The following is an 11,923-nucleotide window of genomic DNA, read 5'->3' on the forward strand; positions in this document are numbered from 1 at the left end:
CCCTTATATTAAAAAAAACCATTTAATGCGTATATTTGTTTATTGATCATAGGTTAACAAAACAAAACAAAAACATAAAATATTATGGACGCTAAAGAAATTAGTTTGGTTGAGAAAGAAGTGAAACCAGTTGTAGATTTACTGAATGATTATCTTGCAAACTACCACATTCACTATCAAAAATTAAGAGGATGCCACTGGAATGTTAAGGGGCAGAATTTCTTTACCTTGCACGTTAAATTCGAAGAATTATATACCAATGCACAGGAAACGATTGATGAGATCGCAGAACGTGTACTTACCCTGGGCAAACCGCCACATAGCCGTTTTGCAGATTATATTGCAGAATCTGTGATCAAAGAGATCAATACGATCGGATTACAGGACCTGGCAATGGTTGATGCCCTTCTTGATGATATGGCTTTATTGATTCAGCTGGAACGTGATATCATGGAAGCTTCTGAAAAAGCAGGTGATGACGGAACCAATGATATGGTTAATAAATTCATGCAGTATAAAGAGAAAAATACCTGGATGCTGCGCTCTTTTGCAGGTAAAAAATAATCAGACTTTCCGGTCAAACAGGGTGCTACAAGATCAGGTTTGCAAACAGGACTGTTTATTATCCAATACGAAAAACCATGCACAACGCATGGTTTTTCTTTTTTACGGAATACACCGATAAAAATACTTCATACCTTTACACCTGATGGGATATAAAAGCCTGGCCGAATGTGTTGCTGATTTAGAGAAACATGGCCATTTGATACGTATAAAAGAAGAAGTTGATCCTTACCTGGAAATGGCAGCCATACATTTGAGGGTATATGAACAGCAGGGGCCGGCACTATTTTTTGAAAAGATCAAAGGGAGTTCTTTCCCCGCAGTATCCAATTTGTTTGGTACGCTGGAGCGGTCTAAGTTTATGTTCCGCGACAGCCTGGAAAGTGTAGGGCAGCTGGTCGACCTCCGTTCTGATCCGGTAAAGGCATTAAAGAACCCTTTCAAATTTGCAGGCTCCGGCCTTACCGCACTTTCTGCTTTGCCTATGCAGCAGCAAATGTTTAAGTCGGCCTTTGAGAAAACTACCATCAGTCAGCTACCCCAGATTGTAAACTGGCCCATGGATGGCGGTCCTTTTATTACCATGCCGCAGGTATATACCGAAGATGTGGACAAGCCAGGAGTGATGAATGCAAATCTTGGGATGTACAGGATTCAGCTGGCAGGCAACGATTACATCCAGGATCAGGAGATCGGTTTGCATTACCAGATCCACCGGGGTATTGGTGTGCACCAGAGCAAGGCCAATGCAAAAGGTTTACCCTTAAAGGTGAGTATTTTTGTGGGCGGGCCACCATCGCATCCTTTGGCGGCGGTGATGCCCTTGCCGGAAGGATTGTCTGAGATGACCTTTGCAGGTGCCCTCGGTAACCGCAGGTTCCGTTATTTTTATGACGATGAAGGATTTTGCATCTCTGCAGATGCGGATTTCGTGATCACAGGTACAGTACAGCCCGGAGCGAACAAACCTGAGGGGCCTTTCGGGGATCACCTGGGCTATTACAGTTTGACCCATCCTTTTCCATTATTAAAAGTTCATAACGTATATCATAAAAAAGATGCGATCTGGTCGTTCACAGTAGTAGGCCGCCCTCCGCAGGAAGATACCAGTTTCGGGGCACTGATCCATGAGATCACGGGCTCGGCACTGCCACAGGAAATTCACGGCCTTAAGGAGGTGAATGCTGTGGATGCTGCGGGAGTTCATCCCTTGTTATTTGCGATCGGAAGCGAAAGGTATACGCCATTCCTTAAGGAGCGCAGGCCGCAGGAAATCCTGACCATTGCCAATCACATTCTGGGGAAGAACCAGTTGAGCCTGGCTAAATACGTATTTATTGCTGCGCGCGAAGACAATGAAGATCTGGACACGCACGATATTGAGGTTTTCCTGCATCATATCTTATCACGGATAGATTTGCGAAGAGATCTTCATTTTTATACGCAGACCACTATTGATACACTGGATTATAGCGGTGAAGGTTTAAACAGTGGTTCTAAAGTGGTTTTTGCCGCTGCAGGAGAAATGAAAAGGGTGCTGTCCGCGGCTGTGCCGGCAGGGTTTGCACTTCCTGAAGCTTTTGCTATTTCTGAGGATTCTGCCTTATCTCCATATTCCGCCATGTCTAGAGATTCTCGCATTCCTGAAGATTCAATCATGCCCCGGAATGCTGTCGGTTACCGTATGGCGATGCCTGGTGTAATGACGATCAAGGCACCGGCGTATCAGGATGCAGCGCATACCGAAACACTGATCACTGCACTAAATGAGCAGATTGGTTCACTGCCAATGCAAGGATTGGTACTGATTGTGTTGTGTGATGACGCAGAATTTGTTGCCGAAACCATCAATAACTTTGTGTGGGTAACTTTTACCAGGAGCAATCCCGCTGCAGATATTTATGGAATTGGATCTTCGACAAAAGATAAGCATTGGGGTTGTACCGGCCCGCTGATTATTGACGCAAGGAAAAAGCCCCATCATGCGCCAGAACTGATCAAAGACCCTGAAGTAGAGAAACGGATTGAAAGATTTGGGATTTAGTTTGAACCATTTTAGCTGCTGATCACGATGTTATTTGCAGATTGCTTAGCTATAACTGTGATGATATCATCCGGCAGCTGATATCCAATCTGAGCGAACGATACTGAGAAAGAGATAGCTCAAAAGCCTGGGCGGAACAAATAGAATATATAAAAAAGGCCCCTCACAAAATTTGCGAGGGGCCTTTTTGATCAAATTAACTTTATTTAGAATTTCACTCCTAATGTTAAAAATACATTGTTCCTTGCTATTTTTGAAGTAGCGATAGGTTCACTGAAATCATTCAATTCATAAGGGCTGAATGTATTAGTGGTTTCATTGCGCTGATAAGCAGCATCCACATACCACGCGCTAAATCTGTAACCGATACCACCTGAATAGGTCTTAACCTGGAAAGTATTGTCGTTATCATTTTTATAAGGGCTTCCGTTGATACCGTAACCAGCTCTTAAGCTAAAGCTCTGGATCCTGTACTCACCACCAACCCTGTAGTTCCAGGCACTCGTGTAGTTTTGTTTGATGTAAGCATTATTGTCATCAATCTGATCTCTGTAACCATCGCTTTCTGAGAAATGCGTAGTTCCGTAGTCAACATAATCAACATCAGCAGATAGCAAAGCATTTTTAGCGATGATCACACTTGCACCAAGTGATCCTTTATAAGGAGTACGAAGGTTGTAGTTGAAGTTAGAATTGATCGAGTTACCGTTAAAGAAGGCACCGCCTGAATAGCTCGTTTCAAGTATCTCAGAATAATCATCTTCTACATGCATCCATGTAGGTAACTGGAAGGTTGCACCAATCCTGATAATATCAGTTGGTTTGTAGATAGCTCCCAAACGTGCGTTGATTCCTGATCCGCTGGTGCTCTGGTAAGTCCTGTAACCTAAGTTATATGCTTCGCCAACGGCAGGTGGGGTAGCAGTTTCACCAGCTCCAAGGATAATTGGATTTACAATCGTTCCCGACTCAGTGTAAAGTTTATCGCTTGTATAGCGTACGTCTACAAAACCAATGCTCGCACCTAAATAAAGTTTGTTGGAGATATTCATACCGCCTGCAAAATTGAATTCAGATGTTGAACCCTGTCTTACTTCAGTTTGCGTTTGGTTATTGGTCTGGCTTGTTGTTGGCGCATAAGTTGAACCATTGACCCCACCTGTTTGGTTGATCAAATATGAATCATATGCATCACCTTCAATGAATCCGGCATTTTGCGATGGGGTAAATCCATTTGCCCGTTCTGCCCATGCATCAGCAATAGAGCTGTTGGTGTTTCTTCCCTGATAAGATGTATTCTGATAGAAATCATTGTTTCTATTGTAACCAATACCCCATACAAAGCTCAGTACACCTTTGTTCAGGTCAGAACCTTTTGGTTTGACCACCGGATTATACCAAACAACAGCTGCCTGGTTCAGGTTGAACTGGTTTTTACTGTCTTTTGTCTGCTGCCCAAGGAAGCTGGCTTTCGACTGAATATTATTGAATTCAGGAGTTACACTAAATTCAGAACGGGTAAACATACCCAAACCTGCAGGGTTACCGCCGATAGAGCTGATGTCGCCACCTAAACTGATCTGTGCACCGCCTAATCCTTTAAAACGTGAGGAAGTTCCGTAATCAGTACGTGAAAATCTGAGTGCATCGCCCGCGTATACTCCGTTTTGGGCATATATATTACCTGTAGTACCTACTATAGCTACTACTAATAGTTGAATGAATTTTTTCATTTAGATTTTTAGATTATTAATTACCTCTGCCTCCGCGACCGCCGCCTGATGATCTGCCGCCACCGCCACCATAGCCACCGCCGCCACTATAGCCGCCTGATGTTCTGCCATTGGATTGCTGCTGGTAATTGCTTCTGTCCGGAGTGTAACTTTGACGTCCGTTTGATCTGGTGTTAGAGCTTCCATTGTTATAGACTGGTCCGCTGCCTCTTCCGCCCCTGCCACCATAACCTGATGAATAAGCTCTTGATCCGTTGCCATTGTAGCCCGATCTGCCACCGTTGTAGATCGCATTTTCGCTGCCTCTGCCGCCTCTTGGTCTGTAAGTACTGTTGCGGTAACCGCCGCCATAGTATCCACCGCCCCAAAGTCCGCCGTAGTAACCGCCATAATAGCCACCATATCCGCCCCAAAGGCCACCATAGTAACCTCCGTAGCCCCATGGAGAGAAGGGATCATAGAAACCTCCGTAACCCCAGCCACCGTAGCCGCCCCAGCCCAGGCCAAAGCCTCCGCCATAATAACCGCCGTATCCGCCGTACCATGGGCTGCCGTAGCCAAATCCTAGGCCAAAGCCTATACCGGAATAATATGGCGAATAACCTCCGTAATATGAATCATAATAACCTCTGTACGGGCTACCGTAATAAAATCTGTTAATTCTTGAAGAATAGCTCATGTCTGCATACTCATCGTTGCTGCTATAATAATCATCCTGATCATTATAACCGTTATCAACCGTTTGTGAATATTGCGCAGGAACAGGCGCTGTATACTCTACAGCCTGTGCTTTTGTACCATAAACGTCATCGTCATTGCGCGCTTGCTGGGCCATCTGCTGAGTACCGCAGGATGACAGGGCAATCGCCCCAATCACCAGCATACTGGATAATAAATGGTTAGGTTTCATAATATGTGAGTTCATTGTGTGTGTAAACAATTTTTTTCGTAGGCATAAATTTATAAATTTGCAACCTATCATGCAAGTTATTTAACACAAAAAGCATTCCAATCATTTATGAGCAAAGGTATTACAAGTAAGAACGAGGATTATTCCCAGTGGTATAACGACATTGTTATAAAGGCCGACCTGGCGGAACATTCAGCAGTGAAGGGGTGTATGGTGATAAAACCCTATGGCTATTCGATTTGGGAAAAAATGCAAGCCGTTTTAGACCAGAAATTTAAAGATACAGGCCATAGTAATGCCTACTTTCCGTTATTCATCCCGAAGTCATTTTTCTCGAAGGAAGCGGCGCACGTGGAAGGCTTTGCGACAGAATGTGCTGTTGTGACACATTATCGTCTTAAAAATGACGGAGAAGGCAACATTATTGTTGACCCTGATGCCAAACTTGAAGAAGAACTGATCGTAAGGCCCACGTCTGAAACTATTATATGGAACACTTTCAGAGGCTGGGTACAGTCTTACCGTGACCTGCCTCTGCTGATCAACCAGTGGGCTAACGTGGTAAGGTGGGAAATGCGCACGCGCTTATTCCTGCGTACGGCAGAATTCCTGTGGCAGGAAGGACATACCGCGCATGCAACCTCTGAAGAAGCTGTAGCAGAAACAGAAAAAATGCTGGATGTGTATGCAGATTTCGCAGAAAACTGGATGGCCCTGCCGGTAGTAAAAGGTAAGAAAACTGCTAATGAGCGTTTTGCGGGCGCATTGGATACTTACTGTATTGAAGCACTGATGCAGGATGGAAAAGCCCTTCAGGCCGGAACATCACACTTCCTGGGACAAAATTTCGCTAAAGCCTTTGATGTTAAGTTCACCAGCAAAGAGGGAAAACAGGAACATGTTTGGGCCAGCTCATGGGGTGTGTCTACACGTATGATCGGTGCGCTGATCATGGCGCATAGTGACGACCAGGGACTTGTACTTCCGCCGATGCTTGCGCCAATACAGGTAGTGATCGTGCCGATCTATAAAAATGATGAGGACCTCAAAAACATCTCTTCATTTGTTCATGAACTAATGCCTAAATTGAGGAAACTTGGTATTTCGGTGAAATACGATGACAGGGACACACAACGTCCCGGATTTAAATTTGCTGAGTATGAACTGAAAGGTGTACCGGTACGTTTAGCTATAGGTGGCCGTGATTTGGAAAATAAAACGGTTGAACTGGCAAGAAGGGACACCAGAGAAAAAAGCACAGTGGGCCAGGAAGGCCTTGATATGTATATCGCGCAACTACTGGGCGACATACAGACCAATATCTATAACAAGGCTGCGGATTTCAGGGCAGAACATATTACGCCTGCCAATTCGTATGAGGAATTTAAAGAGCTGCTGGATACAAAGGCTGGATTTATTACTGCGCACTGGGATGGTACGCCGGAAACTGAGCAAAAAATAAAAGAAGAAACGAAAGCTACGATCAGATGTATTCCTCTGGATAACAAACTGGAAGACGGAGTTTGTATCTATTCAGGAAAACCATCGGTTCAGCGCGTTTTATTTGCGCGTGCTTACTAAGTAAGACCTGCTGTTTTTTGCGGGACGAGCTTGCCAAAATGGCACAGGCCCTTGCCGGTATTTTGGTGTACAGAACCGGCCTGATATGAAGCGGGGCCGGTAATTGAGGGCTGCGCTATGCATAAATGCGATAACAATTAAAAAGAAAAAACATGAAATTTGCAACTAAAGCGATACATGCAGGTCAGGAACCTGATCCTTCAACAGGAGCAGTCATGACCCCGATCTATCAAACCTCTACATACTGGCAAAAAGCTCCGGGCGATAATCAGGGTTTTGAATATTCAAGAGGTACAAACCCTACGCGCCAGGCGCTGGAAAAGTGTCTTGCAGCATTGGAAAACGGTAAACATGGGCTGGCCTTTTCTTCGGGAATGGGCGCAACTGATGCGGTGATGAAATTACTGCAGCCGGGCGATGAGGTGATTACTGGCAACGACCTCTATGGTGGTTCTTACCGGATCTTCACCAAGGTTTATGCAAAATATGGTATTAAATTCCATTTCCTCGATCTTTCAAAACCTGAAAATATCCTTCCCTATATCAACGAAAATACCAAACAGGTTTGGATAGAAACACCTACCAATCCTACGATGCAAATCGTTGACATTGAAGGAATAGCCAGGATTACGAAAGAGAAAGGTTTGATCTTAACGGTTGACAATACCTTTGCTTCGCCCTACCTGCAAAACCCGCTTGATCTGGGCGCTGATATCGTGATGCATTCTGTTACAAAATATATTGGCGGCCACTCTGATGTAGTGATGGGTGCCCTGGTTACAAACAACGACAGCTTATACAAAGACCTGTGGTTTATCTATAACGCCTGTGGTGCTACTCCTGGACCGCAGGATGCGTTCCTGGTACTAAGAGGAATTAAAACTTTGCACCTGAGGATGAAAGCGCATTGCGAAAACGGTGAAAAGGTAGCTCAATTTCTTAAAACTCATCCAAAGATTGACAAGATCTACTGGCCGGGTTTTGAGGATCACCCTAACCATGATATCGCTAAAAAGCAGATGCGTGGTTTTGGTGGAATGGTTTCTATTACACTGAAAGGCGCTGACCTGGCCGAAACGTACAGGATCGCCTCGTCATTCAAGGTATTCACACTGGCAGAATCGCTGGGTGGGGTAGAGTCGCTGATCAATCACCCGGTATCGATGACCCATGGTTCTATCCCAAAGGAAGAACGCGAGAAGGTAGGGGTAACTGACAATCTTCTTCGCCTCAGCGTTGGTGTAGAGGATATTGATGATTTGCTAGCTGATTTGGAACAAGCACTTAAATAAAGAAATTGGAATTTTTAGAATTAAAAGATTTTCTGGATCTCAAAGTTGTCCAGTATAACAGGCCTGCTTTTATTGCCAATGATCCGATTTGTATTCCCCACAGGTTTTCTAAAAAACAGGATATCGAAATTGCCGCATTTTTTGCGGCAATTTTGGCTTGGGGGCAGCGCAAAACGATTATTAACAAATGCACAGAGCTGTTTCAGCGTATGGATAATGATCCATATAATTTTATGCTGCAGCATGAAGATGAGGATCTGAAGCGGCTGCTGAATTTTAAGCACAGGACCTTTAACGATACAGACCTGCTCTATTTCATTGCTTTCTTTAAACACCATTACAGCGTATCAGACAGTCTGGAAACAGCTTTCCTGCCGGACGATTTTGGAAGCCATGAAAATTTTACCGCAGAACATGCGCTCAATCATTTCAGGTCTTACTTTTTCAGCCTGCCGGATTCCCCGCGCAGAACGGTAAAGCACATTTCTTCGCCGCTGCAAAAATCAACCTGCAAACGGCTCAATATGTTTCTTCGCTGGATGGTGCGCAAAGACAAAATGGGCGTGGATTTTGGGGTTTGGAATACCATTCATCCTGCAGACCTGATTTGTCCCTGTGATGTGCACGTGGATAGGGTAGCAAGGCGGCTGGATCTGATCACGCGGAAGCAGACCGACTGGAGAACTGCCGTGGAGCTGACAGAAGAGCTGCGGAAGTTTGATCCGCAGGACCCGGTAAAATATGATTTTGCTTTATTCGGACTGGGAGTGGAAGAAAAATTTTAAGCATATATCCCTGAAAAATTTATAAATTAGTTTTGTATGGTCGTATTTGAAGCAGAAATAGAGCGTTACGAAAAAATGGGCGAGAAAACCGGCTGGACTTTCGTATTTATTCCTGCGGCTGTAGCAAACCAGATCAAGGCCGGCTGCAAAAAGAGCTACCGGGTAAAGGGGCGATTGGATGCTGTAGAAATCAGGGGGCTTGCTTTAACTCCAATGGGCGAGGGTAACTTTATCATTGCCCTCAAAGCCAGCCTGCGCAAAGAACTAAAAAAAGAAGAAGGTGCGGTACTGCATCTTGAGCTGGAGGAAGACAAAGAATTCAAGGTAGAGATGCCCGCAGATCTGGAAATGTGCCTGCTGGAAGAGCGGCATTGCATGGAAAACTTTATGAAACTGCCCAAGGGACATCAAAACTATTATATCAACTGGCTCAATACGGCTAAAACAGAACCTACCCGTATCAAGCGCCTTACACAGATCGTTGTGGCTATGGATAAACAGATGGATTTTGGCACGATGATCAGAAGCAACAGGGAGAGCTGAAAATCTACTTTCTGTCGTACTTTCTAAACCAGCTCCAGATCTTCATCTGGATAACGCCCAGAAAGGCTTCCCTGAAAATTTTGGTACTCATTTTGGATGTCCCCTCTGTACGGTCGGTAAAAATAATGGGTACTTCCACCACCTTAAAACCATATTTGATCGCCGTGAACTTCATCTCAATCTGAAAGGCATAACCCACAAATTTGATCTTGTCTAAAGGAATAGTCTCCAGCACTATTCTTTTGTAACATTTAAAACCGGCAGTAGCATCCTGAATTTCGATCCGGGTAATCAAACGCACATACATGGATGCAAAATAAGACATCAGCACCCTGCTCATCGGCCAGTTCACTACGTTCACACCATTGACGTAACGCGAGCCTATAGCTACATGTGCGCCATTCTTACACGCTGTATAAAGTTTATAGAGATCTTCCGGATTATGTGAAAAATCGGCATCCATCTCAAAAATGTATTCATATGCATTTTTCAGCGCCCACTTAAATCCATGAATATATGCTGTGCCTAAACCCAGCTTGCCGGTACGCTCTTCCAGGTGCAGCCCCGAATATTCTTTCTGAAGCATTTTAACGATATCTGACGTACCGTCAGGTGAACCATCATCAATAATCAAAATCTCAAAAGTGAAATTGAGATTAAATACCTTACGGATAATCTTTTCAATATTCTCTTTCTCGTTATAGGTGGGGATGATGATTAAGCTGTCTGACACTTTAAAAATAATTCTGATAATACTTCCGCGAAAGTATTGAATATAAATGAAAGGTTATAAGTTATAAAAGATTTTAACAGATTTTTAATCCTTGCTGCACATCGTTTTTATACAAAAGAACCCGCGGTAAACAGGTTAACGCGGGTTCTTTTGAATTGGATAATATGATTACGACGTTGCGTTCATCGTTTTCTGTAACCACCTGGTTAAGCAGAAAAGAATAATTGAAGCGGTGCCCGCCATAAAGACGAACAGCATGAAAAACTCGTGCAGGTTGTGCATCTGATAGCCTAAAAAGCTGGTGGTTTTTGAACCATCGGGATATAAAGCGCTTAATTTCCCGCTCAGTACATTGGCACCCGCATTGGCAAGAAACCATACGGCCATCAGCAGCGAAGCAAATTTTAAGGGTGCCAGTTTATTTACCAGCGATAAGCCAATCGGCGACAAACAAAGTTCACCCCAGGTATGGAAAGCATACATTCCGATCAGCCACATCATGCTCACTTTGATGCCAGAACCTACATTGTCTACACCCATGGCAATTACATAGTAACCCACTGCCAGCAGCATTAAACCTATAGCCATTTTAGTAGGTGCAGAAGGCTCTCTTCTGCCCAGCTTAATCCATAACCAGGCTAATACAGGTGCAAACGTGACAACAAATACAGAATTTAGTGAAGAGAACCAGCTTGCTGGTACTGTAAAAAAGCCCAGGTCCCTTTTGGTAGATTCTTCGGCAAAGAAAGTAAGTGAGGCGCCGGCCTGTTCAAAGGCACTCCAGAAAAATACTACAAAGAATGCAACGATAAAGATCACCAGGATTCTCTTTTTCTCTACTCCGGTCAGCTTTGCATCACTGAAAATCATGTAAGCAATGCCGATTACGCATGCCAGCATTAAGTAACTCAGGTAACTGTAAACCCTTGCATCGATATAAAGCAGGCCTACACACACACCGGAAAATACCAGCAGCGCAAGGTAAACCAAAACAGGAGATACTTCTTTACCAGTTTGCTCAGGCTTCATGCCCAGCAGCTTGCCGTCCGGATCTTTTACATATTTGTCTCTCAGATTGATAAAAACGACCACACCCAGCACCATGGCAATTGCAGCGGCAAGAAAAGCCCATTTAAAATCAACAGGATTGCCCGTATCGCCTACATAACCGCAGATGAACGGACCCAGTGCACCGCCCACATTGATACCCATATAGAATATCGTGTAAGCAGCATCCAGTCTTTTATCGCCGGGGCGATATAACTGACCAACCATAGAGGAGATGTTTGGTTTAAAAAATCCGTTACCGGCAATCATGAAACCTAATCCTGAAAAGAAAAGGAAGGCAGAAACATCCGCATTGCTGTGATAAACCGAGGCACAGCAGAACATAAGAAGTTCTCCAAGGGCCATCAAAAGTCCGCCTGTAACGATAGATCGCCGGTTTCCCCAGTACCTGTCGGCCACAAAACCACCAATTAATGGCGTCAGAAAGACAAGGCCGGTATAACTTCCGTAAAGGTTTGAGGCAAAGGCTTTATCAAACAGCAGTGCTTTAGTCATGAAAAGTACCAGGATAGCCCGCATGCCATAGTAGTTGAAACGTTCCCACATCTCGGTAGCGAATAGTACATATAATCCTTTAGGATGGCCTTTTGGAGTGTCGTGTATCAACTCCGGCTTCAGGATTTCAGATTGATCCATAGTGTTGTATTATAGGTTTTATTTTTAATAAGTT

At 44.2% G+C, this 11,923-nt stretch carries 10 protein-coding genes; 6 read left to right on the top strand and 4 right to left on the bottom strand.

Features of this window, described 5'->3' with window-relative positions; genetic code table 11:
* Nucleotides 1–84 precede the first annotated feature (84 nt).
* Together FN831_RS15500 and FN831_RS15505 are read left to right on the top strand one after the other, a co-directional pair.
* Nucleotides 85–564 carry a Dps family protein gene (locus tag FN831_RS15500; protein WP_142529085.1) on the top strand — a complete coding sequence of 160 codons (480 nt, stop codon included), beginning with the start codon at nucleotides 85–87 and terminating at the stop codon, nucleotides 562–564.
* Nucleotides 565–709: 145 nt separating this feature from the next.
* Nucleotides 710–2,608, top strand: a complete 1,899-nt coding sequence (locus tag FN831_RS15505) for a UbiD family decarboxylase (protein ID WP_142529086.1) — start codon at nucleotides 710–712, stop codon at nucleotides 2,606–2,608.
* Between the two features lie 206 nt (nucleotides 2,609–2,814).
* Here FN831_RS15505 and FN831_RS15510 read toward each other — a convergent pair whose 3' ends face one another.
* On the bottom strand, nucleotides 2,815–4,341 hold the full coding sequence (locus FN831_RS15510) for an OmpP1/FadL family transporter (protein WP_142529087.1): 1,527 nt from the start codon (nucleotides 4,339–4,341) through the stop codon (nucleotides 2,815–2,817).
* A gap of 16 nt (nucleotides 4,342–4,357) precedes the next feature.
* Nucleotides 4,358–5,266 carry a hypothetical protein gene (locus tag FN831_RS15515; RefSeq protein WP_185960499.1) on the bottom strand — a complete coding sequence of 303 codons (909 nt, stop codon included), beginning with the start codon at nucleotides 5,264–5,266 and terminating at the stop codon, nucleotides 4,358–4,360.
* Nucleotides 5,267–5,359: 93 nt separating this feature from the next.
* On the opposite strand from FN831_RS15515, the gene proS reads away from it, so the two are divergent.
* The 4 genes from proS (at nucleotide 5,360) to FN831_RS15535 (ending at nucleotide 9,452) form a co-directional block, all read left to right on the top strand.
* On the top strand, nucleotides 5,360–6,832 hold the full coding sequence (gene proS, locus FN831_RS15520; protein ID WP_142529089.1) for a proline--tRNA ligase: 1,473 nt from the start codon (nucleotides 5,360–5,362) through the stop codon (nucleotides 6,830–6,832).
* A gap of 152 nt (nucleotides 6,833–6,984) precedes the next feature.
* On the top strand, nucleotides 6,985–8,124 hold the full coding sequence (locus FN831_RS15525; protein WP_142529090.1) for a cystathionine gamma-synthase: 1,140 nt from the start codon (nucleotides 6,985–6,987) through the stop codon (nucleotides 8,122–8,124).
* A 5-nt stretch (nucleotides 8,125–8,129) separates the two neighbouring features.
* Nucleotides 8,130–8,909 carry a TIGR02757 family protein gene (locus FN831_RS15530; protein ID WP_142529091.1) on the top strand — a complete coding sequence of 260 codons (780 nt, stop codon included), beginning with the start codon at nucleotides 8,130–8,132 and terminating at the stop codon, nucleotides 8,907–8,909.
* Between the two features lie 36 nt (nucleotides 8,910–8,945).
* Nucleotides 8,946–9,452 carry a YdeI/OmpD-associated family protein gene (locus tag FN831_RS15535; protein ID WP_142529092.1) on the top strand — a complete coding sequence of 169 codons (507 nt, stop codon included), beginning with the start codon at nucleotides 8,946–8,948 and terminating at the stop codon, nucleotides 9,450–9,452.
* A 4-nt stretch (nucleotides 9,453–9,456) separates the two neighbouring features.
* Here the strand turns inward: FN831_RS15535 and FN831_RS15540 are convergent, their stop codons facing one another.
* Both FN831_RS15540 and FN831_RS15545 read right to left on the bottom strand, forming a co-directional pair.
* Nucleotides 9,457–10,185, bottom strand: a complete 729-nt coding sequence (locus tag FN831_RS15540; RefSeq protein ID WP_142529093.1) for a polyprenol monophosphomannose synthase — start codon at nucleotides 10,183–10,185, stop codon at nucleotides 9,457–9,459.
* 168 nt (nucleotides 10,186–10,353) lie between these two features.
* Entirely contained in the window at nucleotides 10,354–11,889 is a 1,536-nt protein-coding gene (locus FN831_RS15545; RefSeq protein ID WP_142529094.1) for a peptide MFS transporter, read from the bottom strand.
* Between the last annotated feature and the right edge of the window lie 34 nt (nucleotides 11,890–11,923).

Origin of the sequence: Pedobacter westerhofensis (assembly GCF_900182595.1) — a bacterium.
Taxonomy (GTDB): Bacteria; Bacteroidota; Bacteroidia; order Sphingobacteriales; family Sphingobacteriaceae; genus Pedobacter; species Pedobacter westerhofensis.

Coding starts and splice junctions, on each gene's coding strand:
- proS (WP_142529089.1), top strand. CDS start 5,360: ATGAGCAAAGGTATTACAAGTAAGAACGAGGATTATTCCCAGTGGTAT.
- FN831_RS15515 (WP_185960499.1), bottom strand. CDS start 5,266: ATGAACTCACATATTATGAAACCTAACCATTTATTATCCAGTATGCTG.
- FN831_RS15505 (WP_142529086.1), top strand. CDS start 710: ATGGGATATAAAAGCCTGGCCGAATGTGTTGCTGATTTAGAGAAACAT.
- FN831_RS15510 (WP_142529087.1), bottom strand. CDS start 4,341: ATGAAAAAATTCATTCAACTATTAGTAGTAGCTATAGTAGGTACTACA.
- FN831_RS15545 (WP_142529094.1), bottom strand. CDS start 11,889: ATGGATCAATCTGAAATCCTGAAGCCGGAGTTGATACACGACACTCCA.
- FN831_RS15525 (WP_142529090.1), top strand. CDS start 6,985: ATGAAATTTGCAACTAAAGCGATACATGCAGGTCAGGAACCTGATCCT.
- FN831_RS15535 (WP_142529092.1), top strand. CDS start 8,946: ATGGTCGTATTTGAAGCAGAAATAGAGCGTTACGAAAAAATGGGCGAG.
- FN831_RS15500 (WP_142529085.1), top strand. CDS start 85: ATGGACGCTAAAGAAATTAGTTTGGTTGAGAAAGAAGTGAAACCAGTT.